General features: G+C 26.3%; 23 protein-coding genes and 1 pseudogene. 8 read left to right on the top strand and 16 right to left on the bottom strand.

The window, feature by feature from the left end:
- Window positions 1-12: 12 nt before the first annotated feature.
- The 6 genes from aspS to SLY_RS01080 form a co-directional block, all read right to left on the bottom strand.
- Complete coding sequence (gene aspS, locus SLY_RS01105; protein WP_041784287.1) at window positions 13-1,698, bottom strand: aspartate--tRNA ligase; 1,686 nt, start codon at window positions 1,696-1,698, stop codon at window positions 13-15.
- Between the two features lie 10 nt (window positions 1,699-1,708).
- The gene (hisS, locus tag SLY_RS01100; protein WP_015637810.1) at window positions 1,709-2,956 is read right to left on the bottom strand and encodes a histidine--tRNA ligase; all 1,248 of its coding nucleotides are present in this window, start codon (window positions 2,954-2,956) and stop codon (window positions 1,709-1,711) included.
- Between the two features lie 819 nt (window positions 2,957-3,775).
- Window positions 3,776-4,864, bottom strand: a complete 1,089-nt coding sequence (locus SLY_RS01095) for a metal ABC transporter permease (protein WP_012358957.1) — start codon at window positions 4,862-4,864, stop codon at window positions 3,776-3,778.
- 15 nt (window positions 4,865-4,879) lie between these two features.
- The gene (locus SLY_RS01090) at window positions 4,880-5,785 is read right to left on the bottom strand and encodes a metal ABC transporter permease (protein ID WP_015637809.1); all 906 of its coding nucleotides are present in this window, start codon (window positions 5,783-5,785) and stop codon (window positions 4,880-4,882) included.
- Between the two features lie 15 nt (window positions 5,786-5,800).
- A complete protein-coding gene (locus tag SLY_RS01085) occupies window positions 5,801-6,565 on the bottom strand; it encodes a metal ABC transporter ATP-binding protein (protein ID WP_015637808.1) in 765 nt (254 codons plus the stop codon).
- A gap of 608 nt (window positions 6,566-7,173) precedes the next feature.
- Window positions 7,174-8,295, bottom strand: coding sequence for a metal ABC transporter solute-binding protein, Zn/Mn family (locus SLY_RS01080; protein WP_015637807.1), 1,122 nt, complete (start codon window positions 8,293-8,295; stop codon window positions 7,174-7,176).
- A gap of 1,856 nt (window positions 8,296-10,151) precedes the next feature.
- Here SLY_RS01080 and SLY_RS05800 point away from each other — a divergent pair.
- Window positions 10,152-11,138 carry an SVM family protein gene (locus SLY_RS05800; RefSeq protein ID WP_015637804.1) on the top strand — a complete coding sequence of 329 codons (987 nt, stop codon included), beginning with the start codon at window positions 10,152-10,154 and terminating at the stop codon, window positions 11,136-11,138.
- Between the two features lie 581 nt (window positions 11,139-11,719).
- Here the strand turns inward: SLY_RS05800 and SLY_RS05230 are convergent.
- Both SLY_RS05230 and SLY_RS05630 read right to left on the bottom strand, forming a co-directional pair.
- Window positions 11,720-12,019, bottom strand: a complete 300-nt coding sequence (locus SLY_RS05230) for an IS3 family transposase (protein WP_015637801.1) — start codon at window positions 12,017-12,019, stop codon at window positions 11,720-11,722.
- Between the two features lie 401 nt (window positions 12,020-12,420).
- The gene (locus tag SLY_RS05630) at window positions 12,421-12,636 is read right to left on the bottom strand and encodes a DUF2963 domain-containing protein (RefSeq protein WP_235043286.1); all 216 of its coding nucleotides are present in this window, start codon (window positions 12,634-12,636) and stop codon (window positions 12,421-12,423) included.
- A gap of 270 nt (window positions 12,637-12,906) precedes the next feature.
- On the opposite strand from SLY_RS05630, the gene SLY_RS01055 reads away from it, so the two are divergent.
- Window positions 12,907-13,230, top strand: a complete 324-nt coding sequence (locus tag SLY_RS01055) for a hypothetical protein (protein WP_012358950.1) — start codon at window positions 12,907-12,909, stop codon at window positions 13,228-13,230.
- Between the two features lie 491 nt (window positions 13,231-13,721).
- Here SLY_RS01055 and SLY_RS04935 read toward each other — a convergent pair whose 3' ends face one another.
- Complete coding sequence (locus tag SLY_RS04935; RefSeq protein WP_268741342.1) at window positions 13,722-13,874, bottom strand: hypothetical protein; 153 nt, start codon at window positions 13,872-13,874, stop codon at window positions 13,722-13,724.
- 196 nt (window positions 13,875-14,070) lie between these two features.
- On the opposite strand from SLY_RS04935, the gene SLY_RS01050 reads away from it, so the two are divergent.
- From SLY_RS01050 to SLY_RS01025, 6 genes and pseudogenes are all read left to right on the top strand, one after another.
- On the top strand, window positions 14,071-14,745 hold the full coding sequence (locus tag SLY_RS01050) for a sigma-70 family RNA polymerase sigma factor (RefSeq protein ID WP_015637798.1): 675 nt from the start codon (window positions 14,071-14,073) through the stop codon (window positions 14,743-14,745).
- Between the two features lie 214 nt (window positions 14,746-14,959).
- A complete protein-coding gene (locus SLY_RS01045) occupies window positions 14,960-15,613 on the top strand; it encodes a sigma-70 family RNA polymerase sigma factor (protein WP_015637619.1) in 654 nt (217 codons plus the stop codon).
- 1 nt (window position 15,614) lies between these two features.
- Window positions 15,615-15,842: a DUF2963 domain-containing protein gene (locus tag SLY_RS01040; RefSeq protein ID WP_015637797.1), complete on the top strand. Its 228-nt coding sequence runs from the start codon at window positions 15,615-15,617 to the stop codon at window positions 15,840-15,842.
- A gap of 209 nt (window positions 15,843-16,051) precedes the next feature.
- Window positions 16,052-16,519: a Panacea domain-containing protein gene (locus tag SLY_RS01035; protein WP_015637796.1), complete on the top strand. Its 468-nt coding sequence runs from the start codon at window positions 16,052-16,054 to the stop codon at window positions 16,517-16,519.
- Window positions 16,520-16,935: 416 nt separating this feature from the next.
- Window positions 16,936-18,186, top strand: a pseudogene (locus SLY_RS01030) (replicative DNA helicase).
- Window positions 18,187-18,204: 18 nt separating this feature from the next.
- On the top strand, window positions 18,205-18,837 hold the full coding sequence (locus SLY_RS01025; RefSeq protein WP_015637792.1) for a hypothetical protein: 633 nt from the start codon (window positions 18,205-18,207) through the stop codon (window positions 18,835-18,837).
- Window positions 18,838-18,908: 71 nt separating this feature from the next.
- Here SLY_RS01025 and SLY_RS05625 read toward each other — a convergent pair whose 3' ends face one another.
- The 7 genes from SLY_RS05625 to uvrB form a co-directional block, all read right to left on the bottom strand.
- Window positions 18,909-19,277 (bottom strand): DUF2963 domain-containing protein, encoded by a 369-nt coding sequence (locus SLY_RS05625; protein WP_015637791.1) that lies wholly within the window; start codon window positions 19,275-19,277, stop codon window positions 18,909-18,911.
- A gap of 27 nt (window positions 19,278-19,304) precedes the next feature.
- Entirely contained in the window at window positions 19,305-19,682 is a 378-nt protein-coding gene (locus SLY_RS05620) for a DUF2963 domain-containing protein (protein ID WP_015637790.1), read from the bottom strand.
- Window positions 19,683-19,990: 308 nt separating this feature from the next.
- The gene (locus tag SLY_RS01005; protein WP_015637789.1) at window positions 19,991-20,638 is read right to left on the bottom strand and encodes a hypothetical protein; all 648 of its coding nucleotides are present in this window, start codon (window positions 20,636-20,638) and stop codon (window positions 19,991-19,993) included.
- A 749-nt stretch (window positions 20,639-21,387) separates the two neighbouring features.
- On the bottom strand, window positions 21,388-21,783 hold the full coding sequence (locus tag SLY_RS00995) for an iron-sulfur cluster assembly scaffold protein (protein ID WP_081475349.1): 396 nt from the start codon (window positions 21,781-21,783) through the stop codon (window positions 21,388-21,390).
- Between the two features lie 301 nt (window positions 21,784-22,084).
- Window positions 22,085-22,975, bottom strand: coding sequence for a type 2 periplasmic-binding domain-containing protein (locus SLY_RS00990; protein ID WP_015637788.1), 891 nt, complete (start codon window positions 22,973-22,975; stop codon window positions 22,085-22,087).
- A gap of 31 nt (window positions 22,976-23,006) precedes the next feature.
- Window positions 23,007-23,876 carry a hypothetical protein gene (locus tag SLY_RS00985; RefSeq protein WP_015637787.1) on the bottom strand — a complete coding sequence of 290 codons (870 nt, stop codon included), beginning with the start codon at window positions 23,874-23,876 and terminating at the stop codon, window positions 23,007-23,009.
- Window positions 23,877-24,349: 473 nt separating this feature from the next.
- A complete protein-coding gene (gene uvrB, locus SLY_RS00980; RefSeq protein ID WP_012358939.1) occupies window positions 24,350-26,341 on the bottom strand; it encodes an excinuclease ABC subunit UvrB in 1,992 nt (663 codons plus the stop codon).
- Between the last annotated feature and the right edge of the window lie 225 nt (window positions 26,342-26,566).

Genomic DNA, 26,566 nt, shown 5'->3' with positions numbered 1-26,566 from the left:
CCATGTTTTTTCTCATTTAAGTTTTAAAATTTTTAATTGTTTTTGATCAACTTCTCCTGGAGAATCTAGCATCAAATCTTTAGCACTTTGCGTTTTAGGAAAAGCAATAACATCTTTGATATTTTGAGTTTTGGTAAAAAGCATCACTAAACGATCAAGACCCAAAGCCAAACCACCATGAGGAGGGGTGCCGTATTGAAGGGCTTCAATTAAAAAACCAAATTTTTTTTGAATTTCTTGTTGACTAAAACCTAAAAGCTTAAAAATAATTCCTTGGGTTTCGGGGTTGTTAATCCTAAAAGAACCGCCACCAACTTCATAACCATTCCACACTAAATCATATGCCAAAGCCAAAGCCTTTTGAGGGTCTTTTTTTAAAGAATCAAGATTACAAGGGGCCGTAAAGGGATGATGCAAAGAGTAAAACTTATTATTAGAAGCATCAAATTCCAACAAAGGGAAATCAACTATCCATAACAAAGATTCTTGATTTTCATTGATTAAAGATAAATCAGCGGCTAATTTATTTCTGAAGATACCCAAATATTTATGGACTTTTTCTTTTACGCCTGAAACCACAAAGCAAATTTCATCATTTTGCAAAAAAGAATTATCTTTAATAAATTTTGATATTCCACCAGTAATTTTATCATTTTTTTTCTCAAAAGTTAAAAGTTTTAAAGAAAAATTATTTTCAAAAAACAATTGGTATTTTTCTACTTGACGTCGCGTTAAAAAAGGAGTCTTGGAAACTTTAAAGCCTTTAAGGTTATCTTTTCCAAAATCAGAAGTAAAAAAAGGAGTAAAATCAAAAATTTTTAAAGGGTTTCTTAAATCGGGTTTGTCAGTTCCATACAATTCTAAAGCTTGGTTGTAAGTTAAAGTTGCAAACGGTTTGGAAAGGTTTTGTTGCCAAATATTTTTAAATAAATCAATAATAATTTCTTCAGTTAAGGTCATAATTTCTGCTTGGGTGCAAAAAGAGGTTTCAATATCTATTTGAGTAAATTCAGGTTGGCGATCAGCTCTTAAATCCTCATCACGGAAACAACGAGCTACTTGAAAATATTTTTCAAAACCAGCAATCATATATAATTGCTTATAAATTTGAGGCGATTGAGGTAAAGCATAGAAATTACCTGGATAAATTCTTGAAGGAACCAAATAATCCCTCGCTCCTTCTGGGGTTGATTTAGATAAAATAGGGGTTTCAAGTTCTAAAAAATGATTTTTTAAAAGAGTTTGACGAATACTTTGAGTAATATGGTGTCGTTGAATTAAAAAATGTTTGACGTCAGGATTGCGCAAATCTAAATAACGATATTTAAGCCTCGTTTCTTCAAGACTGTCTTGACTTTGAAAAACGTTTAAAGGAAGCGTTTGGGGTTCGCTCAAAACATTTACAAAAGAAACTAAAATTTCAATTTCTCCTGTTTTTAATTTGCTGTTTTTATTAATTCTTTCAACAACAACACCTTTAACTTCCATCACTGTTTCTGGTTTTAAAGTAGTAATTTGCTGATATTGAGGGTTGTTTTCTTTAACTAATAATTGAATGACTCCTGAAACATCACGCAAATCTAAAAAAATATTTTTGCCTAAATTTCTCTTGCGAAAAAGAAAACCTTTTAAAAAAACTGATTCTCCTTTGTTTTGAAGTGTTAATTCGTTATTGTAATGGCTATATTTGTTTTTCATAAAAACCTCTTTAAACTCTTTGCTGTTGGAAATAAAAAATAAGATCTTTTTGATCGATTGTTGTTTGGGTATGGGTTTTGATATTTTTGATAGTAATTTGTTTTTTGGCAAATTCTTGATGTCCTAAAATTAAAAGATAGTTTGGAAGACATTTCAAAGCCTCTTTTAATCCTTTGGTGAAAGTCGTAAAAGAATAATTAAATTCTACGCAAAAACCTTCATTACGGAGTATGTGTACTAAAGTAAGTCCATGATGAAAAAAAACTGGGTCTAAAATAAATAAAAAGAGTTTTAAAGAAGGTTGAGGAGAAACAAAAAAATTATTATTTTCTTGTAAAGTTAACATTAACCTTTCCATTCCTAAAGCAAAACCAATCCCAGAAAGTTGATTTCCTCCCAAAGCAGCCACTAAATGATCGTAACAACCTCCTCCGCCCAAAACCATTTTGTTAAAGGTGATTTCAAAAACTGTATGCGTATAATAATCAAGTCCACGCACTAAATCATGACAAGTTTTAAAATTAACTTTCATTGCTTCTAAACCATTCAAAACCGTTTGAAATCTTTTTTTGGATTTAGGAGAAAGGGAATCAAAAATTTTGGGAGCTTGCTTTAAAAAGTCTTGTAAATGACACGTTTTACAATCCCAAATCCGTAAAGGGTTTTTATTTAATCTTTCGTGACACAAACCACACAAATAATTGCTATAGATTTTTAAATATTGTTTAAAAATATCCACATAATCCAGATGGTCTTCTTTACTTCCTAAAGAATTGATTTGAATAGTAATATCATCAAGTCCTAAAGATTTTAAAAACTGATAAATTAATGTAATTACTTCAATGTCTAAAAAAGGGGTTGTTTTTCCTAAAACTTCAACTCCTAATTGATGAAATTGACGATAACGACCGAATTGAGGTCTTTCATAACGAAAATAAGGACCATAATAATAAAATTTTTGCAACTTATTTGTTTGATCTAATTTATTTTCAATATAACTACGAACTATGCCTGCCGTCCCTTCAGGTCTTAAAGTAATTAAACGGTTTTTTTTATCTGGAAAAGTATAAGTTTCTTTAGAAACCATTTCGGAATGTTGGGCAGCGCGATGAAAAACTTCTGCATATTCCATAATGGGTGTTCTTATTTCTTGAAATTGATGTTTTTTAAAAAAAGAATGAAAAGAATTTTCCACTTTTTGCCAAGAAGTTGTTTGGGTTGGTAATAAATCATGAGTGCCTTTGATCTTATAAAACATTTCTTTTATCCCTTTATCTATATTTGCGAATCAGAAAAAAATTTCTCAATTTTAATAATTTTAATCGATTGAAAAACCAAAACTACTTATTATTATACCAAAATGACTATTATAAAAGTAAAAATTATAAAATAATTTTCATTTTAAGTAGAATAAAAAAAAATATCTTTACAGAAATCTAATGATTTTTGTTGGAGTTTCAACCAAATTATAAAAAATGATAATGAAAAAGGGGATTGTAGTTCATAAGGAGTGTCAAAAGACAATATCATAAAAGCAAGTTTTTCATGTTTTTAGTGTAAATATTTAAAAATTTACAAATCTTTTTTTTAAGAGATAAAGTGGCAATATTGCTTCTTTCAAGCTATAATATTGGCAAGTTAGTAAAAAGTAATTTTTAGCAAATGATTGCAAATATTTAAAAATAAAATTTTTAATCATTGGAAAAACACTTTTGCTTATTCAAAATCCTAATATTTTGAAGCATTCACTTTTAATCTTTCAATTTTAGATACCTTTGGGATAAAATTTGTTTGGCTAAAACACGTTAAATGATTTGATTTTACTTATTGATTTCATTAAAAGAAGGAAAAGCCCATAAAATATATTTTAACCTTAAGTATAATAAAAAAAGTTTTTACAGAAATCGAGTTTTTATTCTAATTTCCATAAAGATATCTTTTGGGATAAAATTTGTTTGGCTAAAACACGTTAAATGATTTGATTTTACTTATTGATTTCATTAAAAGAAGAAAAAGGCCATAAAATATATTTTCATCTTAAGTATAATAAAAAAAAGTATTTACAGAAATCGAGTTTTTATTCTAATTTCCATAAAGATATCTTTTGGGATAAAATTTGTTTACCTAAATCTTTTAAAAAAACTTGGTTTTTTTTGATAACGATATAACCTAATTTTAAAGCTTGATCAACACATTTGTTATAAGAAGTCAAAGACCATTGAAGTTCTTCTTTTAATTTTAAAATTTGATTTTCTTTTTGATGTTTTTCGTTCTTGCTTAAATGCATCAAAAAAGATATTACCATAAAAGATTTTTTTTGTAAACGATTATAAAACATTTTTGCAACAATTCCGTTTTTGGGTTCCAGGAAAAGAACCAACAAAAAGATAGTCAAAATAGTCATCGAAATCAAGCCTGCCACTGGCAAATCAGTAATCATACTTAAGTAATAACCTAAACTAGAGCTGACAAAGGCAAACCATAAAGACAATAAAATACAATTTAATAGTTTTTTACTTAACAAAAGAGAAATAGCAGCAGGACCAATAATAGAAGCAATTGTCATAACGGAACCCACTATATCAAAAGAAATGACCGCTGTAACAGAAATTAAGGTGATTAAGCAATAATTAATTAAAAAAGTTGAAAAACCTAAAATAGAAGCTAAAACAGGATCAAAAATATAAATTTTTAATTCTTTATAAAAGAAAAAAATAAAACCAAGATTTAATAATAAAATAGGAATAATTTTTTTCAAAACACTAACATCAGTTAACTCAACGTTGCCTAAAAAAACAGCATCTGTGTCCATATGTACATCTCGAATAAAAACACTAATAATTAAAATCGCTAAAGCGAAGAAAAAACTAAAGACAATCCCAATGGCGGCATCTTTTTTAATCCGAGGATTTTTACCCACAATTTCAACTAAATAAAAATTTAAAATGCCAATCAAAGTGCCACCAATAATTAAAAAAGGAGAATTAAGTTGTTTGATAAATAAAAAAGCCAAAACAATTCCTAACAAAACACTATGACTAATAGCATCAATAATCATAGATACTTTTTTTAAAACCAAAAAAACACCTAAAACCGATAAAGCCAAAGAGCAAAAAATTAAAACTACATAAACTTCCCAATCAAACTGATTAGTTATATTTAACATTTTTGTACCTAACCATTAATTAAATTTAAAAACTTTTTCTTTTTTTGAATTAAATATTTTTCTAGAAATAAAACCATATTTAGGCGCCAACAAAAGAACTAAAAAAAGAACAATCCCAGTTACAATAATAATAGTTGGTCCAGTAGGAACATTATCGTTCAAAGTGCTTACAACTATACCAACAAAACCAGAAAAAACCATAATGACAGAAGAAAGTATTACGTTAACTGATAATTTATCACTTATTTGACGAGAAATAATACTTGGCATAATAAAAAAAGCACTAGTTAAAATAATTCCTGTAATTTTTAAACTAATTACGATAACACCAATTAATAAAGCGTTAAAAATACAAGTAATTAAAACATTATTAAAACCTATACTTTGGGCAAAAATTTCATCAAAAACAAAAAGTTTTAATTCTTTCCATAATAAAAAAACAACGATTAAAACAATTAAAGAACCAAGAGCAATAAAAATAACATCTTTTTGTTCCATTAAAGCTGCCTGTCCTAAAACAAATTTTTCTAAAACAGCAATTGAGCTATCTTCGTTTCCTTTTTGAGCATAAGCCAATAAAACATTACCTAATCCAAAAAAAGATGACAAAACCAAAGATAAAACTGTATCTAATTTGATTTTAGAATATCTTTTGATAATTTCCATCAAAAACAAAGAAATAATGGAAGCACCAAAAGAACCTATCCAAATAACCCAAATATCAGTTTTGCGAAAAAAAAGATAAGCCAAAGCAATTCCTGGCAAAACAGTATGCGAAATAAAATCACCTAATAAGGCTTTTTGTTTTAAAATAACAAAATTACCTAAAATACCTGCAGCAAAACCCAATAAAACAACCCCTAAAAAGATCTTAAGGGTGCTATATTTGGTTAATATTTCTATAATTTCTCGAAGTGCCATAAAAATTTACCTTTCTCATTTGCTTTTCAGAGGGGAGGAAGAAAAATCTTCTAATTGATAAGATTGATAAGTTTTTGCAATATTTTCAGGAGTGAAAGTTGTTTTTAAAGGTCCGCTTGCGATTTTTTTAATGTTTAAGAAAACAACATGATCAAAATAACTTGAAACAGTTTCTAAATCATGATGAACAACAATAATGGTCTTGTTTTGGCTTTGCAATTCTTTTAAAACAGCAATAATTCTTTTTTCTGTTTGAATATCAATTCCTTGAAAAGGCTCGTCCATTAAATAAATATCTGCCTGTTGGGCCAAAGTTCGAGCCAAAAAAATTCTTTGTTGTTGCCCTCCTGATAATTCTGAAATTTGACGGTCTTTTAAATCTTGCATTGCTACTTTTTCTAAAGCTTGCATGGCTATTTGGCGATCGTGTTTGGTAGGACGTTTAAACCAACCTAAATGACCGTATCTACCCATTAAAACAACATCAAAAACAGTTATTGGAAAATCCCAATCAACTGAATTGCGTTGAGGAACATAGGCGATTTTTTTTTTCATTTTGTTATATGATTGCCCTTGGAACAATAAATTACCTGAAACTTTAGGAATTAAACCAATTAAAGTTTTGATTAAAGTGGATTTGCCAGCTCCATTAGGTCCTAAAACGCAAGTTAAAGAATTTTTAATAAAATCAACATCAACAGCCCACAAAACTGGTTTTAAATGATAACTAACGGTTAAATTTTTGACACTAATAGCTATTTCTTTTTTATTATTATGCATTTTTTCACTTTCTTTTGTAATTTTTTATTTTGTTTTTTATTTACTTGGTGTTTGTGTATTTTTGGTGTGTTTTTTTTTATTTTGGGATGATTGTTGCGATAAATGGATTTTGATAACTTTGATATTGGTTAAAAAAATACCAATGAAAAAGAGAATAGTTTTTTTATTTGTTAATATTTATGTTATTTTATTATGTTATTTTTTATTTTGTTGATTTTTAAAAAGTTGAGGGTGGTTATTTTTCTTTTTATTATGTTATGATATTTTTTTAATAACTTTGAATTGTTAAATGCAAACGATAAAAAAATTATATTTTATTTTTATTTATTTTATTGATTTTTTTATCTTTTTATTATGTTATGGTTTTGGTGATAAATAGGTTTTGATAACTTTAATATTGTTTAAAAAATGTCAACTAAAGAGAGTGATTTTTTATTTGTTAAATATTTATGTTATTTTATTATGTTATTTTTTATTTTGTTACTTTTTAAAAAGATAGGGGGTATTTTTCTTTTTATTATGTTATGATATTTTTTAATAACTTCTAATTGTTAAATGCAAACGGTAAAAAAAGTATATTTATATTTTATTGATTTTTTGTCTTTTTATTATGTTATGGTTTTTGGCGATAAATAGGTTTTGATGACTTTAATATTGTTTAAAAAAGCACCAATATAGGTGGAATGTTTATATTTGTTATTTTCTAATTCTTCTTGTTGTTTATCTGTTCCTAAGGAATCGGAATATAATTCCACGTTTTCAGGAATTTGAATCTCACCTTGAAGGCCTTTGCGTCTTCTTTCGCTATCTACCTGTTCTTTTAAACTTTGTAAAGAATTTTTAGGCATCGAAGATTCAGTAAAAATGGCTTTTACATCGTTTTTGACTAATTTTTCAGCTAAAGCGACAATTTTATTATTACTAGCTTCGGTTTGAGTAGAAATTCCTTGAATTGATTCTAAATCAAAATCACAATTTTTTTTTTGTTTTTGACAAAAAGATTCCCAATAAGCAAAAGCATCGTGAGCAGTAACTATAATTAGTTTGTTGTTTAGGTTTATTTTTAATTCAATCATTTCATTAATTATTTTCTCTTTTAATTGCTCCAAAGCCTTATTGTAAATACCAAAATTAGCCTCTAATTTCTTTTTATCTTTTTCTTTCACAATTTTTTTGTCTAAAAGAGTTTGTTTTAAGTTTTTGAAAGTTTCGATCCATAAATCAATTTCAAACCAAATATGAGGGTCGTATTCATAAGAATCTGTTTGTTTTAATAAATTTTTCAGTTCAGAGTCTTTAATTAAGGCATTTCCTGCATCCCAAAAGCGATCCTGTTTGGTAAAACGTTGAAAAGCTTCAGGCATTTTGGCTTCTAAATGGAGGCCACTAACAACTACTAAATCAGCATTTTTAAGTTTTAAACGATCTGATAATTTAATTTTATAATTATGAGGATCAATTCCTACTCCCATTAAAGTTTCACAAGTAATTCCTTCGATTTTTTGATAAGTTTCTGATTTTTGAGTTTCCTCTTTATCAACATCACCGATTAAATGCTTAACTAAATCTTGTAACATAGTTGTTGTTACTACTATCTTTTTTGTGTTTTCATCTTGTTTTGTTGGTTTTGAATAAAAAGCACTAACAGGAATCACCAAAATAAAAAAAGTTATTATCAAAATTAAAAAAATAACAATGAATTTTTGTTTTTTTTCTTTTTCAGGAATCATTTTGAACTCTTTCTAAGGATGAGCTTTCTTAAAAATTTTTATTATTATTTTTTTGGAAAAAATTAATCATTAAATAATCTTTATTCTTTAAAAATCACTTAATATTTAATTATAACATAAAAATTAAAAAAGTAAAAAAAGAAATTGTAATTAACAATAAAAAATTAAAAAATGGAATCCAATAACAAAAACTGAACTGTTTGGTTTTTTTCAACAAACTTCAAAATTTTAAAAATTCTTTAAAATCTAAAATCAATTAGATATTTTCATGTCTTTTCAAAATAAAAAATAGTTTAATAAAGTGAAAAAATTGTTTAACAATTTTTAATATTTTGTTAATTTTTAAACAAAATGAAAAACCAAAAAAAACGTTAAAAAAAATAAATATGTAAAAAAATAGATATTAAAAAACTCCAAAAGTAAATTTGGAGTCTAAATTAAAAAAATATTATAAAAAAATTAACATGGTTTATGAATGTTGTGTAATATGGAAAAAAATTGTGAAATGCCCACACACATGCCATTCTGTGTGGTTTTTTTGTATTAAAACATAGATTATCGAAAGGAGGAGGAGATGATATAAAATTGTAGAAAAACAACATCAATTCCCATGTTAATTTAACAGTTTAACGACTTATTTAGGCCAAGGTGGATAAAAATGTGATTTTATTAGTTTTTTTAAAAAAACTAAACGGAAATAATTGCAAAAATAAATTATTATCCAGGACAGGTTGGTGTGTTTGAAAAAAATTTGTTTTTTAGTTGGAAGGTTTTCTTGCCCTCCGTATTATACTTAAGCTGAAAATCAGCAAATCCACTCTTCGGTGTGATTTAGTAGGTAATTGCAGGCTAAAACACAATTGAAGTGTTTGGTTTTTTGTTCGAAGGTTTTCTTGCCCTCCGTATTATACTTGAACTGTTTGATGTTTTTAAACAAACTTTCAAAATTTTAAAAATTCTTTAAAATCTAAAATTAATTAGATATTTCCATATCTTTTCAAAATAAAAAAATATGTTCATAAACTTTAAAATGGGTTTATTTTTTTATTAATTATTCAAATATAGTCCTTAAAAAAATCACCTCCCTGAAGCTTTAGAAAACTAGTAAATATCTTGAAGACAACAAATAACTATTCCATGAAATCAATATATTAAAAGAAAGAAACAAAACCAACCCCAAAATTATGAAGCAATAAAAATAAAATTAACAAGACACGAAAAGCTACTTAATCCAAACAAACTCAAAAAACCAAGTGATCGAAAAAGAAACTTCTTTAATTAAATAATGGTTTTAATGAAAATCAAAAAATTAAATGTGTTATAATAATATTACATTCAAAGAATATATCAAAAGAAGAAAGAACCTATAATTAAAATTAAAAAATTTAAATCGTTTTTTATCATTTTGGGGATACTAGTGTTTTATTGGTTGAGTTTTTCAACTGAAATTAAATTATTACATTACCCAAAGAACTAATTTCTATTTTAACAGGAATCAATTTAGCAAACATAGAAAAGTAGCCTAATTACCATAACAAATGTCAAATGATTAAAGGTTGCTACACTTTTGAGGGATTAAATGATGTCGTTTATTATGAGTAAGAAAAATTAAAAGCAAAAGCAATTTGGAAAGTTTTGTTTTTTAGTTTTAAAAAAAGGCCAACTAAAAATAAGTCAATCATAATTTTTTTAAAAATTAAAAAGTGTTTTAAATGTTGGAAAATACCAATTATTTAACTAGTAAGATTTATTAAAAAAGAAGATGAAACGTGAAACTCCAAAGTTATTGAAACAATAAAATAATTAATAGTCTGGCACCTAATAATCCTTAATTAGAAAATTTATCACAATAAATTATGAAAAAAAGCTATAAATTAATCAAAATTAATCAAAAAATAATATTGGGGAATCCTCAATTACAAACCAAACCACCTAACCTCGCCTGCAACATCAAAAAAATCTGCCTCTTTGACCGTTGGAAAAAAGATGAAAAAAAATATAAATGTACTACTTTAAACAGATTCAAAAACACTTCTTTTGAAGGAAAAAATTACGTTCAATTATATTCGTATATCAAAATCAAAAAACAACAAAGAGAAGGTCAAGAGGATAATTATTTAACCCTTAAATACAAAAATCCAAAACACTTTTCAACTAAAATTAAAGACCACTATTTGGGTATAACTTTTGTTCATGACATCAAATTCAAATTAACCAAATTTGTCCTTTACTTCAACCCTGTCAGAAAAACTTTATCTATCTTGAAAAACAAATATAACGATAATAAAGCAAAAGAAGCTGAAAATAATAAAAAAACCAGCTCTATAAACTTGCAATATATTAAAATGAAAGGAGTTTTAATAATGTTGAAATTAAAAAATAAATTTAAAATAATAAGTGTTTGTTTATTTACTTTTTTAGGATTATTATTCATAAATAATAACGTGATGGCAATGAATAATTTAAGTGATGAAAATTCTATAAATAACGAAATTAATGAACTTTCTTTAGAACAACAAGCATTAACTGCTAAAATTTCATATTTTCGCATTCATCATTTAGACGATGATGTACAATTACAAGAACAATTAAATAATTTAAATCAAATAATTAAAAATCTTTATCAAAGACTTTATGATATAAAATTTTTAAATTATATAAATGAACAAATGTCGCGTTATTCGTATGAACGAAATCAAATAGCAAACAAAATTTTAAGTCGTCCTTATCAAGACCCTGAAATGCAAGAACTTATCTCAAATCATAAAAAATTAGTGATAAAAATTAAAAACTTAAGACAAAAATATATTAATTTGCAATATAAATTAAATCAATTTAATTAATTTTTTTAATCACAAACCAAAGACCCTTTTAAGGGTCTTTTTTTTTATTACTATTCCAATATTTCATAATTTTTTTTCATTATTATACATAATACATCAAAAAAACAAGTTTTTGTACATAGTCAAATTAATTTACTAAGTTTAGAACTTGTTTTCTCCTGAAATTTATTAATTTTTTTATAATTGCAAAAATTTTAATTTAAAATTAAAAATTTTATTTTCATAATTTTTGTACACCTGTTATTCAAAAAAACCTTAAATAATTCTTAAATAATTTCGAATGGCAAATAACAAAAAGAAAAAAAGATTATTTTGCAACACTCTTTTTAAAACAACTAGAAAAAAGAATGATAATTTTTTTCGGTTTGTCTTTGATTTTCCAAAAATTTATAAAAAAATTAGTTTAATTAATTTCTTTTGTTAGTTTGAAAAATATAGAATTTATCTATTTAATTTTTTAGTATTAAAAAAAATATCAAAAAAAGCAATAGCGGAATTTTTTTGCATGGATTTGATTGCGATAAAGTCTTGATAAATTAAATTTAGTGCAACGTGTAAATTAGATTTTATTATAAAAAAAGTTATTTTTTGGTTTTTAAACGACAACAAATTCCATTTTCTTTCATAATTTGATAAATTTTTGAAGTTGTAATGTCCTCTTTGTAGATTTGTCGATATAAAACAGCAATTTTTCGGTGGCCATAGTGATAGCGGTGGCTTTTACATATTTCTTTGATTCGTTTTTGTTGAATATTGCGAATTTCCATTTTATGATTGTTTTTGAGTTGAATTTTTACCCAATAGTAATAAGTACTACGATTAATTTTAATAGTTTTTAAAATGGTGGTTAAGTTTAAAGTTTGTTTGAATTTTTGCACCATTTTAAAAACTATTTTTTTATTAACGACAGGAAAACGCGATAGCTCTTTCTGTAATAAAGATATATTGCGGCTTTTTTTGTTTTGAATTCATTTTATTTCCTTTACTTTTTTGTTATATGTATTTATTATAAACCCAAAAGAGGATTAATATGACAAAAAAGTTGAAAAAAAGTGGCGGTTACGGAAAATACGATAGAAAGAAAAATAAGTGGGTTTTTGGGAGATGAAAAAATGTATTGAAACGCGAGATAGATTGTTGTTGAATGAGCGTTGCTTTTGGTTGAGGTGCGGATGATTAGTGAGGAAGAAAAATTATTTGAGGGGGGGTGATGAATAATAAAAAAAACATTAGGGGATGGGTCGTGGTTTAAGGGTTAAAAAAATTGTTTAATAGTTATCTTTTATTTTTTTAACCTGTTCACGGAAACTGTTTTACAGTCGGATTTGTAAATAATGAATTTGCATTCGTTTGTTCGATGATCGTTTTCTTGAACGCAATCAATTTTTTGATTATCTTTTTTTTGGTAAAAGTGCTTAATTTTTTTGATTTCTTCACCTGTTTCAGGATCGAAGGATATGGTCCTTAAAAATACTATTTTGTTATTTAACAACCCCATTTTTAAGGACCATATCCGTCCCATAACGTCTGTTTTTTGGCATTTTTGACAAAACTTTTTTTGCTGATTTTTTAAAATTAACCATAATAACTTGAAAACATTATTTTTTCCAACTAAAATTCTCATAATTTGCTATAATGTTTAAGTGAAGTATTAATTAAAATTGTTTTCAATAATAATTCAATAATATTGAATCACATTATTATGTGGTTTTTTGTTGTAAATGTTGAGAAAATAATCAGAAAAACAAGGAAGGTTTAATTTAAAAAAATGAATCACGATAAAAAAGTAGTTAAATTAGAAAATATCTATTTAGAAGTGCAAGCAAGATATTTAAAAACAGCAGATGGGTTTAAAAAAGAATGGTTTGGTCATTTTAATAATCAAAACACAAAATATAATAACGTAATTGTTAGTTTTGCTCATATTGACCAAGATAATCCAGAATTTTTTTTGCAACCAGGACAAGTAGTTAAAGTTTTAGAAGGTGAAATGAGAGAAGAAAAAAAAGAATCTTCAAGCCAATTTTTTTTAGATGTAGTAACTTTTAGACAAACCGACGACGAAGAAAAAAACAAAATCAACCACATATAACAGGGGTTGATTTTTTTATCTCTAAAAAGAAAAAATTAGAGAAGGGATTTTTTTTGCAAAAAAATTGAGGAATTGTGGGATTGATTAAGGTGTTTTTTGTTGGTTTAGATGTAATCCCTCGCAGGATTAGTTTGAATTTATAAAAAAAAGTGATATTTGTTTTGCAATTAGTTCAAACAATTGTTAAAATCACCGTTAGATTTATCGTTGTTTCTCTATTTGAAACTGGTTTTCGTCCTCTTATATATAAGTAAAAATTTGAAAAAAGGTATATTTTGGAAAAAAAGGAAAATGCAATTTTTGAAACAATAATCACATTTAGATATTTTATGATTTTAAAACATTCTTTGATTGTTTTCTTGATAAATAAAAAGGTGTCCATAAGTTTTGGAACACCTCATATTCTTCTTAAATTAATTATAAAAAATGTAAAATATTTAATTTTTATTTGATTTTTTTATTACTAGTTCTTTATTGCTGTTGTTTTCATATTAAATCAATAAAGTTTGCATATCTTTTTCATTTAAAGTTTCTTTTTCCATCAATTGTAATACTATTTCATCTAATAAAGTTTTATTTTCATTAATAATAGTAAGAGCTTGTTGCATACAACTATCAACAATTTTCTTCATTTCATCATTAATAACTTTTTTATCAGCAAATTCAGTATCTTGTAAAATCCCTAAAGGGCTTGGACTGATGAAATAATTAGGACACTTTTTGTTTTTTAAAATTCTTTAAGACTGACTTATTTAAGTCGGTCTTTTTTTGTATCCAAAACTAAAAAATAATAATTTTTCCTATCTTTTCTAAAAAAACGTTTTTAGAAAAGGAGGAAAAATGGAAACAAATGAAATTCGAAAACAAGAATTGTTTCAAGAATTTTTAAAAAATAAAAACAACACAGAAATTCGAAATCAGTTAGTAGAATTAGACTACCCTTTGATTCAAAAAATAGCGAGTAGTTTCAAACATTATCCCCAAATGCTCCAAAGAGAAGCTTTATTCCAAGAAGGTGTTTTATCATTAATAAAAGTTATTGATAGGTACGACCCCACAGGACGCAATGGTGGTGAATTTATTGAATATGCCACTAAAAATATCAAATCTGACATCAGAGACCTTATTCAAAGCTGTCACCCTTCTTCAATGCCCCGAAAAGAAAATAAAATAAAAAAAGTTGATTTCGAAGAATGGGAAGAAGCAACACAACCCAAGTGGGATAAAATCCTCAATCCCCACCAACAATGGCTAAAACAAGTACATCACGATATTTTCTTACAAATATTAACTAAAAATTTAACGGATAAACAATTTGACGTTATCAATTGGAGTCTCGGGGTTTCCCCAAAAGACGTTGAAGACAACGATAAAGTTATTCACTCCAACCAAGAAATTGCAGAAGAATTAGAAAAAAAATATAATAAAAACTTTTCTTTAAGACAGGTGGAACAAATCAAAACTCAAGCCATCGCTAAATTACAAAAAATATTCAAAAAAGGAGAAAATAACTAATGTTAAATAGAACCCAATTAATCGGCCGTCTAACAAGCGACCCAAAAAAAGAATTTTTAAACAGCAAAGGGGGATGAGGTGTTCCAAAACTTTGGACAACTTTTTACTTTTTAAAAATTCTTTAAGATTAACTTAATAGTTAGTCTTTTTTTCTTTTCAAGACTAAAAAAATAATTTCATATCTTTTCTAAAAATATTTTTAGGAAGGAATAAAATGCAAAGAGAAAAATTATTTAAAGATTTTTTAAAAAATAAAAAGGATTTAGAAATTCGCGATCAATTGATCGAAATGCATTTACCATTAGTAAAAAAAATAGCCAACCAATTTAAATACTTCCCTAAATCACTCCAAAGAGAGGATTTATACCAAGAAGGAATTTTAGGTTTAATTAAAGCTTTAGATAAATATAAAGATTTAGGTTATGGTTTTTATGGTTTTATTAACTATGCTAAAGAATTAATTAAAGGCGAAATTACAGAACTTATCAGAGGCCTACAAACCGCTTCAACCCCCTTGAAGTTGGTTTTTCGGAAAGAAAAACAAACAAGTAATATTCCTTTTGAAGAATGGGAAGAAGCAAAGCAACCCAGGTGGAGCACAATCCTCAACCCCCATCAACTATGGTTAAAACAAGATAATCATGAATTATTCTTAAAAAAACTTAAAAATATTTTAAATTACAAAGAATTCGAAATTATTAAATTAAGTTTTGGGATTCCTTTGGGAAACGTTAATGAAGAACCTCAAATTGAATATTCCAACAAAAATATAGGACAAATGTTAAATTTATCTTCAAGGAAAGTAGCGATTATCAAAAACAAAGCAATTAAGAAATTAAAAAAAATATATAAAAAAGGAAATAAATAATATGAATTGTAAAAAAAATAAAACTACTTACTACAATATTGATGGTAAAACAATTTACGCCATTCACGAACATGATCCCGATACATTGAATTTTATTAAAACAACCTGGTTCCATAAAGATGGCAAAAAAATTGACTTTATTACCGATTATGACCCCATAACAGAGGAACCAATCAAAGAAACCTATTACAACTCCGACGGAACAATTAAAGAAGAAAAAACTTTTTAATTAATATATAAACTAAACCCCTTTTTTGAAGGGGTATTTTTTATACCGAATTAGTAAATATAACACATAGACCAAATTCTCCTTGGGAAAGAAGTTATATATCTCAATATTTTGCTTTAAATAATATTCCTGATAAACTTATTCAAAATTATTATTCTCAAAGAAATAGAAAAGTATAATTTTATAACACAATAAAGGAGCAAATAACTATGCAACCTAATAAAATAGATATTCTAGATGTTGCAACTTATTTAGTAAAACACCAAAACAAAGATGATTTTACTCGTATGAAAATCCAAAAATTAGTATTTTTGACATATTGTAAATATTTACTTAAATACAACATTCCTATGTTTGAAAATGATTTTGAGGCTTGGGAAGAAGGTCCTATTTCATTGCCTTTAAATTTAGAACAAATTAAATATCCCACCAAATTTGATAAAACAATAACATTTTCTCAAAAATACGATGAAAATAAATTTACCAAAGAACATATCCAAATAATGAATAGCATTTTAAAAAAACATGGTTCTAAACCATTAAGACAACTATATGATTTTATTCATAAAGAAAATGGTCCTTATCAAATAAGTTATAAAAAGAAAGATGTTTCACAAAACTCTATTTTAGATTCAATAATAAAACAATGTTATTTATCTAAAAAACATCTAATATAACAAAAATAATAAAAGAAATGTCAACTCAAAAAGTTATATTTCAATTTTGTGAAACAAAAAAACATTATTTTATATTTATCTAAAACAAGAAATTTAACTTGTAATTACCAACAAATTTTAAATGATTTAGAACAAAAATTATTTTTGTAATTTTATAGGAATTGGTAATCCTAAAGAATGGATTTTAAAATAATATTTTAACTATTCTTTATTCTTTTTTATCTCTCAAACCATTAAATTAACAAGTAAAAATTAACTAAAATATTCTTTCTTGCAACCCTTAGACTCTTCTAATCGAGAGTCTTTTTTTATGCAAAAAATCTAAAATCAAAAGGGATTTAAAAATACAAAAACAAAGCAAATATAATAACATAAATGAATAAATAACCCAAATCACAAAAAAAGGAGTTTGAAAGATGATTGAAGCCGAACGCGCATTATTAGGAGTACTATTATTAAAACCAGAAAAAATGAATGCTGTTATAAATTTAGTCAACACAAATAATTTTTCCAACCCCAAGCATCGTTGTATCTTTGAGACAATGAAGCAATTAAAACTGCAAAAACGCGAAATTGATTATGTTACGGTTAGTTCCGTTTTAGAAACTAACAATTTATACAAAATAGGAGGGATTGATTATTTAATTGAATTAGTGGAGGCGCCCCCTGCAAGTGAATATTTAGAAACATACATTGATTTAATTAAAGAAAATTCCCTTAAAAGAGATTTTTTAGGATTAATTAAGCAATTACCAACCGCATTATCAAAAAGTAAAAATATTCACAATTATTTGCAAGCAGTCAAAAACCAAGTAGAAAGTTTTATGCAAAAAACTAAATTTCCTTTTATTTCTACAAAAACATTAATGCCTTATATTAGCCAAAGTATTGTTAATGATGACAACCCCAACCAATTTGTAGGAATAAAAACAGGCTTTAAAAATCTAGATGAATTAATTTCTGGTTTCAAACCAAAGGAATTAATTATCTTAGGAGCAAGAACTGGGATGGGAAAAACTGCTTTTATGCTTAATTTGGCTTGTAATATTGCAAAAAAATTTACTACCAACCCAGAAAACCAAAAAGCAGTTATTTTTAGTTTAGAAATGGCAGCGGAAGAATTAGGAATTAGGCTACTTTCTTCTGTTTCTCAAATCCCTTTAAAACAACTCCAACACAAAAACTTAACTAAAGATGACAAATTACAGTTACTTATCGCTGATGACGAAATCACGCAATTAAACATTTTAATTGATGATGATAGAAATAACAAAATTGAAGACATTGAAACCAAATGCCGTCAAATGAAATATACTAAAGGACTTGATATTGTCTTTATTGATTACCTCCATTTATTAAAAGACGACCAAAGTTTTAATACATATCAAGCAATATCTGTGATTTCGCGCAAATTAAAAAACTAGCAAGTGAACTTAATATTCCAATTGTAGCTTTGAGTCAAAAGACCACAATTAACAGATTTAAGAGATTCAGGAACAATTGAACAAGACGCTGATGTTGTGATGTTATTACACCGCGAAAGTTATTATCAAACACCTGATATTAACCCACATACGAATTTAATTATTGCCAAAAACCGTAGCGGTCCCGAAGGCGAATGTAATTTTAATTTTTATAAACAAATCCAAAGATTTGAAGCAAAATAATAAAAGGAAATAAATAAAATGCAACAAATATCTAATTTAGATTTTAATAATATTAACGTTTTTAATCATAAATCTTTGTGTGTTAACATCACCAAACAAATAGTTCAACCAATTTTTTTCAACAAAGCTTTTAATCAGTATATGTTTGATTGTCATAATATACTCAATACATATTTAACCAACAACCAACACAACTCTCAAAGTCAAAAATCAATTCGCGGAAAAATTAACGAATACTTAATTTTGCTTTATCTAAATCACAAAGGAATTAAATATTTATATCCTCAATCATATTTATTTTTCATCCCCGATATTAAATTTGATTTAGTATTGTTTACCAAAACTAAACGCATTATTGCTTTCAATTTCAAAACTTGCCTTCGTGAACGTTACAAACAATCAATAGTAGAAGGTGAACAAATCAAAAAACTAGACACTCGTTTTGGCTTCTATTTATTAACAAATGATGAATCCGAAACTCAAAGATTAAATAATAAAATTAAAAATGGTAAAGTACAATCAATTAACAAAGTAATTAATTTATTTTCCAATTCAGCTAATCTCTTCTTACAAAACTTACTAACCAACCAATTCATTCCCTTTTCACCTATTAATTTAATTAAAAAGATGGTTCGCTCTAATGACAAATAAATTAATTAGTTTTGAAGGTATTTTATATTAATAGATTAAATAAATTAACATTCCGCGGGACTGAAATTTTCTTAAACTGATTTAATTGATCCATCTGGGTTGTAATAGGTTGTTTTGGTAAATTTACCTGTTTGAGGGTTGTATTTGTTGGTGTAATTAATTGTTTTTCCGTCGGATAAGTAATTTATTTCTTTGGTTTTGTTGGCTGTTTGGGGGTCGTATTCGGTAATGTAATCTATTGTTTTGCCATCAGTTCTGTATAAAGTTTGTTTGGTTAATTTACCATCTGGGGTGTATTCGGTGATGGATTCAATTGTTTTTCCATCAGTTCTGTAGAAAGTTTCTTTGGTTCGTTTACCTGTTTGAGGATCGTATTCATATTTAGTGATGTAATCAATTGTTTTTCCGTCGTCATAATAAAAAGTTTTTTGATAATTCATATTATTTACTCTCCTTTTTATTCATAATTAATAATTAATTTCTTCTTTAATTGTTCCATCTAGGTTGTAATAGGTTTTTTTGGTTTCGTTGCCTGTTTGAGGGTTGTATTCGGTGATGAAAAAAATTGTTTTTCCATCGGATTTGTAATCGGTTTGTTTGGTTTCGTAGCCTGTTTGAGGGTTGTATTCGGTGATGGAATCAATTGTTTTTCCGTCTTTTTGGTATTGGGTAAATTTGATTCTTTTACCGTCTGGGGTGTATTCGGTGGTGGAGGGATATTTAGGTTTTGTTGCCTGTTTTGAAGAAAAAGAAACAAGGAATAAAATAAAAATAAATGAAGCAGCCATTAATAAAGCCCGAACAACTAAAACTCGGCTTAATTTAGAAGGATTATTTTTTGTCATTTTTTTTGCCTACTTTCTTCTCTATCGGGTTTTGGTTTTGGGTCAATTAAAAACTGGATGAACTTGAAAACACCGATAAATAATATTTTAAATGGAAATAAAATGATTTTGATAGTTGTTTTAATTATGTTAAAAATACTACCAAGAAAAACTAAAAAAGTGATGAAAATGATAAGCTCCACGAAAATGGCACCATTTGAGTATGATTTTTTGGAAAAAATAAATTGTTTATTAACTACTTATAGTATAACATAATTAAAATTATTTGTCAAAATATAAAATATTAATTATTTTTAAATTTGTTGTTCTCAACCAGTACCACTTTTTTGGGGCAGTCTAAGCCAAAAACAATCATTTACATTAAGCACAATTTGATCAATTACATTTAAATAATTATTATTATCTATCGATATAAAATTTTGACCTTGATTTGGAGATGATTGACCTAGTTTACGTTGCAAATTATTTATCTTTTCTATAACTTCTTCATCAAAATAAATAGTTAAATTTTTACTTTCTGTAGGCAATTTATCAATATCTGCTTTAGTCTCTGCGAAAGCTGTTTGGAATAATTGTTTGGCTTTTTGTACATCTTTTTTATCATAAGCATAGAAAAATCCTTGTTGAAAATGGTTATTTTTAATTAAAGGGTGAAAATTTTGCGATAATACCGCTCCTTGAGGTGGATGCCATGGCTTTCTTTGCGAAAGGTCAGTATTATAATCATTTTGAGAAGGCAATAATTGCATATATAAAACAAAATGTTGATCCAAAAAAGGATCTATTTCTAATTTTCCATTATTATTTTGATTATCAGTTTGATTTTCGGACTCTTTTCCTCTATTCATGAATTTCCAAGTCCCATATGCTGTAAGCGATAAAACTAATAATAATATAACTGTAATCAAAACATAAACTGCTTTTTTATTTTTATAAAACCATCCTTTTGTTTTCATTAAATTATTTTTTCCTTCCTTGTTGGTTTTTTGATAGTAGTCAAAAAAACAAAACTACTATTAATATATATATATTTTACATCAAAAAAAAAAAAACAAGTTTTTTGTAAAGTAAAATTAATTTACTAAGTTTTAAACTTGTTTTTTTATTTGTAATTTGTTAGTTTTTTTATAATTAAAAAAATAATTTAAAATGGGGATTACTAAATTATTTCGTTTTCATATTTTTTTATTTAAAAATCATTCAAAGATTCTTTTCGGAGAAAAAACTTCAATTTAATGATTACTTATTGTAGTTTTCATAGTTTCTTCATAGCAAATTATAAAAAAATATTGACAGTTTTTTAGTTTAATTAATTTGTTTTGTTAGTTTTAATAAATATTTTTAAAACAAAAAAAGACCGACTAAAAATAAGTCAGTCTTAATTTTTTTTAAAAAATTAAAAAGTGCCCTAAATGCCGAAACATCACGATATGAAGTTGAATGCATTTGAAATATTTTAAAAAAACTAACAAAAAAATAAAAAATAACAGACAATAAAGAAAAATAAGTCTTATTTTTAGAAAGCAGAAAAAACCTAACTTATTTTCATACACTCGCTTGCAAATTAAAAAAATGAAAATTTTTATATTTAAGACTAGCTTTTGAGTTAGTCTTTTTTTAACTTGCAAAATACCAACATTATATTTTGAATAATGAACTTTTTTTTAAACTTTCAAAAGCCAAAAGTTAACAAAAAAACACTTAACTAATTTAGCCAAAAAGCTTGCAAAGTTTGCCAAGGTAATAAAACACAATTAGTTTTATTTGGTAATTGATGAACTATATCTAAAGATTGAATATTTTCATCTAATTGTTCTTTATCATAAGCTTTTTTGTTAATCATTGCGCAAAAATGATTAATTTTATTTAAAGATGTTGTTTTATCTAAATTTTTCACAAATACAGACATCAAACTAGCAGAAGCAACACAAATAGAGCAAGCATTTGCTTCATATTTGAGATCTAAAATGGTTTGGGAAGGGCTTAATTTGACTTGGATAATCACTTGATCCCCACAACAAGAAATATTTTTTTTAAATGTTTGATAACCTTTTAAATCGGACTCTGTTGTATTTTGTGGATTTTGGTAATGTTTTTGAATTAATTGATGCTTTTTTTGATTAAATATTTTTTTATTCCTATAACTTTATTATGTAAATTATGGATTTGAAGAAAAAAGAAAACATTGCAAAATATATGATAAAATAATTAGTTACTTTTATTGCTAAAAAAGTAATTATAAAAGATATTATAATTTGCTTTTACAATGCCTTATTAATGAAATAATTTATTTTTTAAAAAGAAAAAAGTTGTATAGTGTTTTCAAACAGCTCAGTCCATATTTTGTTTTAACAGGATTGATTTATTTAATAAATAACAATCCAAAGATGAATTCAAAATTATTATAAGTGTTTGTAGTTTGTCTCTATTTCTTCTTTGAGGCTTTCCTGATTTGGAACCATAATATAATCATTAGTAGCGCCACCATATTTAAATTGAATCTTTTTGTAATTCGAATTATTTAAAACTTCTTTTAAAAGATTGATTTTTTCATTCTTTTCTGTTCCTTTTTTAGCAGCCAAGATAACAGCATAAGATAAAAAAACTTTTTCTCGAGGTTCTATGTTTTCTTCTTTGCCTTCTCCAATGGATCCGATACGAATAAAATTTGGATCCCTCATCAAACCAGGGCAATTAATGGCTAAATCATATTTTTGGTAATTTTGAAATTTTTTTGATATTTCTAATAAATGCGAAGTTTTAATGAATTCTAAATCATAAGTGTTTTTAACATCTTGTAAATTTAAGTTAAAACCTTTTTCTGTTATTTTGCTTTCATCAATTTCTACAAGGCCAAGTTTTTTCAATAGGAAAAGTGAACGCGATAAATCACAAGGGGCAATGTGCAACTCATTAAAGGGAGCGAATAAAAGACGGAGTTTAGAATGTTTTTTAACATCTTCTAAGTTTTTTAAACCTAAAGGGTTGTTTTTATGAATGTATAGACCATATTTAGGATGAAATAAAGGACTTACCATCACCAAAGGAAATTCATTGTAGTCATTTGAGTATAATTTATTATAAGCCTGCATTGTATGAAAATTATTACTAATATTTGCATCAATCAACCCTTTTTTTAAGGCATCATTGCTAGATATTTGGTATTTTTCCATCACTTGTTTTTCGCTTAAAATTTCCAATTGAACATTATATTTTAAAAAATCATTTTTAATTTCTTCTAAAGCATTGAATACTCGTTCAAAAGGAGTTGCTAGCTTGATTATTTGTTTCATCGTTATTTAATCCTTTTTAAATTTATTTTTATTAATAAGCTTTAAGCCATAATTCTTTAATTCTTTGACCTGTTTTTTCAGGGTCTTGAATCATAATATAATCATGGTTTTTGCCACCTTCTTGAAAATGAAATTCTTTTGTTTGGGGGTGGTTTAAAATAGTTTGTATGAGTTTTGTTTTAGGGCTATCTTTGAGGGTTTTTTTACAAGCAAGACCAATGGCATAAGAAACTACAAAATCATCTGTTGGCTCCTCGATTCCTTCAATGTTGGAACCAATTCTTTTAAAATCAGAATAATGATTCATAAAAGCAGGCCAATTCGCCATTAAATCATATTTTTGGGGGTTGTTTAAAAATTTTTCAGGTAATTGCGAGCTTTTGATAAATTCCAATTGATAAGTGTTTTGAATATCTGTCAAAGAAAGATCAAATTTCTTTTTTTCTAATACTTCTTGCGGTATTTTAATTAAACCTAAATTATTTAATAAAATCAAAGAGCGGGGAGTGTCGCAAGGGACAATGTAAGAAAAACCTGTTGCCAACAAAACTTTTAAATGAGAGTGTTTTTTAACTTCTTCCAAATTATTTAAAACAGGGTTTCTTTTTTTGTTAATGTATAGGCCATATTTGGAATGATAAAATGATTGAACAAACTCCAAAAGTTCTTTATTATTGGCTTTTAAAACACTATTCACAAAATTTAGAACATGAATATTAGTGTAAATAAGACCATCTACTTTTTCATTTAAAACCATTTCATAAGGTTCTGTGGTTTGATAATTGACTTTCACAACTTCAATATTTATATTGTCTTTTTGAAAAAAAACTTTAGCTTTGTTTAAAGTGTTAAGAACGGATTGCATTGGGCTTGCAATTTTAATATTTTTAACTGAATTCATTTTTTTATTCCTTAATTTTTAATTATAAAACTTAATCACTTTATTATTATAAACAAATAATAAATATAAAAAACATGAAAAAATAAGATAATCATAAAATAAAATAAAACCAGTTTTTTTCATTGGGGAAGGATAATTTCGTTATATTACAAAAATTGAAGAGGCAAAGTTAATGAAAAAAATAATTGCAAAAAATAACTAAAAGAAATAACTTAAAAATAGCTCCACGAATTAAATGCAATTGTTTTGGATCAAACTAAAAAAGACTAAAACAGATACTTATTTTATTTCCATAACACATAAAGTTATTTAGAGAAAATAGAAAGATTATAAAATTTATGTAATTGTTATTGCAAAACATAATAAGGCTTAATTTAAAAAAATTTTAAATGAAAAACAATTACTAATTTCTTTTTTTAAACTTAATGAAGATGACTTTTTAATTTACTAATTTGTTTTGAAGTTGGTGTCAACTAACGCTTAGAAAATTTTTTCATTGCTTTTTTATCTTTCTTTTCTAACTCCAAAATTAAATCTCTTAATGATGCTGCTTTTTCGAAATCCAATTTTTCCGCTGCTTTTTTCATATCATTAGTTAGTTTTTTAATTTGTTGGTTAATATTTTTCAAATCAAACATTGGTTCTTTTTTGGAAGTTGCTTTGTCTTTGGTTTGAATCGAAACACTTTCTGAAATATTTTTCTTAAGAGATAATGGCGTTAACTGATTTTTTTGGTTATAATCTTTTTGAATTTGTCTTCTTCGATTAGTTTCTGTAATTGCTAATTTCATGGCATCACTTGTATTATCAGCATACATAATAACCTTGCCATCAACATTACGTGCTGCTCTTCCGATAGTTTGAATTAAGCTTCTTTGGTTTCTTAAAAAACCTTGTTTATCAGCGTCTAAAATAGCCACTAAAGAAACTTCAGGTAAATCCAGGCCCTCTCTCAAAAGGTTAACTCCCACTAAACAATCATATTTGCCTAATCTTAAATCTCTCAAAATTTCTAGTCTTTGTAAAGATTTGATTTCGCTATGCAAATAAGTTACTTTAATACCTAAATTTTTCAGATAAGCAGTTAAATCTTCGCTCATATTAATAGTTAAAGTGGTAATTAAAACTCTTTGGTTTTTTTGGATTCTTTTTTTGATTTCAAAGTACAGATCATCCATTTGATTTTGGGTTCTTTTTACTTCGATTTCGGGATCAAGCACAAAAGTAGGACGAATTATTTGCTCGATAATAGGCAATTTACGTTCAATCTCGTGATCTCCTGGAGTTGCCGATAAATAAATGATTTTGTCTATTTTTTCTTCAAACTCATGAAATTTTAAAGGTCTGTTGTCTAAAGCACTAGGAAGACGAAAACCATAATTAACTAGATTTGACTTTCGCGAAAAATCACCAAAATACATCCCTTTAATTTGAGGGACTGTGACATGCGATTCATCAATAATCGTTAAAAATTCCTTGTCAAAAAAATCAATTAAAGTTGATGGCGGTTGCCCTTGTTCTTTTAAAGATAAATGTCTGGAATAATTTTCGATTCCGCTACAATGACCCATTTCTGCCAACATTTCCAAATCATGCGAAGTACGCATTTTAATTTTTTGGGCGGCTACAAGATTCTTTTCTTTTTCAAAATGTTTTATTTGTTCTTTTAATTCTTGTCGAATCCTTTTGATACTTTCTTTAATTTTTTCAGCATTAACAGCATAAAGGCTCGCAGGAAAAATTTTGGTTACTTTAAGATTTTCAATTACTTTTGCGTTTAATAATTCAAAAAGTTGTATTCTTTCTATTTCATCACCAAAAAAAATAATCCGAATACCTATTTCTTTGTGAGATGAAGGGATAATTTCTACAATATCTCCTCTAACTCTAAAAGTTCCTCTGCCAAAATTAACTTCATTTCTTTGAAACTTCAACTCTACTAATTTTTTTAAAAAAAGATTTCTTTCAAAGCGATCACCTATTTGTAAAAATAAAGTTGATGATTGGTAATCTTCTAAATCTCCCACCCCATAAATACATGAAACCGAAGCAACAACAATTACATCTTTTCTGTTTAATAAAGAAACAATAGCATTGTGACGCAATTGATCAATTTCATCATTAATCTTAGAGTCTTTTTCAATGTAAGTATCACTGGAAGTTACATATGCTTCTGGTTGATAATAATCATAATAAGAGATAAAATATTCAACTTTATTTTCAGGGAACATCATTTTTAATTCATTATAAAGTTGCCCTGCTAAAGTTTTGTTGTGCGCAATCACTAAAGTTTGTTGTTGTAAATGTTGGATAATGTTTGCAATAGTAAAAGTTTTTCCAGTTCCTGTTGCTCCTAAAAGAATTTGTTCTTTAAAACCCTTTTCAAAGCCTTGAACTAATTTTTTAATCGCCTGCGGTTGATCGCCGTTCGGCTTTAAATCAGTTTTTAACTTAAACATGTTCATTTTTTTATCCTCTTTTTTTATTATTTTTATTTAGCTGAAAGTTATAAAGTTGAATTTTTTAATTTTGAAAGCTTATTTTTAATTGTTTCAAAAAAATAATTTTAGAGATTCTTTTCTTTATTTGTAGATGATTGGATTTGGATGTCAAAAATTGTTTTAAGGATTTGAAAACAACTAAAAAAATAAAGTTAAGCTTTTTAAAAATTTAAATACAAAGTGTTTCAT

The sequence above is a fragment of the Strawberry lethal yellows phytoplasma (CPA) str. NZSb11 genome (assembly GCF_000397185.1).
Lineage (GTDB): Bacteria > Bacillota_I > Bacilli_A > Acholeplasmatales > Acholeplasmataceae > Phytoplasma > Phytoplasma australiense.
Note: the sequence above shows the minus strand (reverse complement) of the source record. Positions and strands in the feature narration are given on the sequence as shown.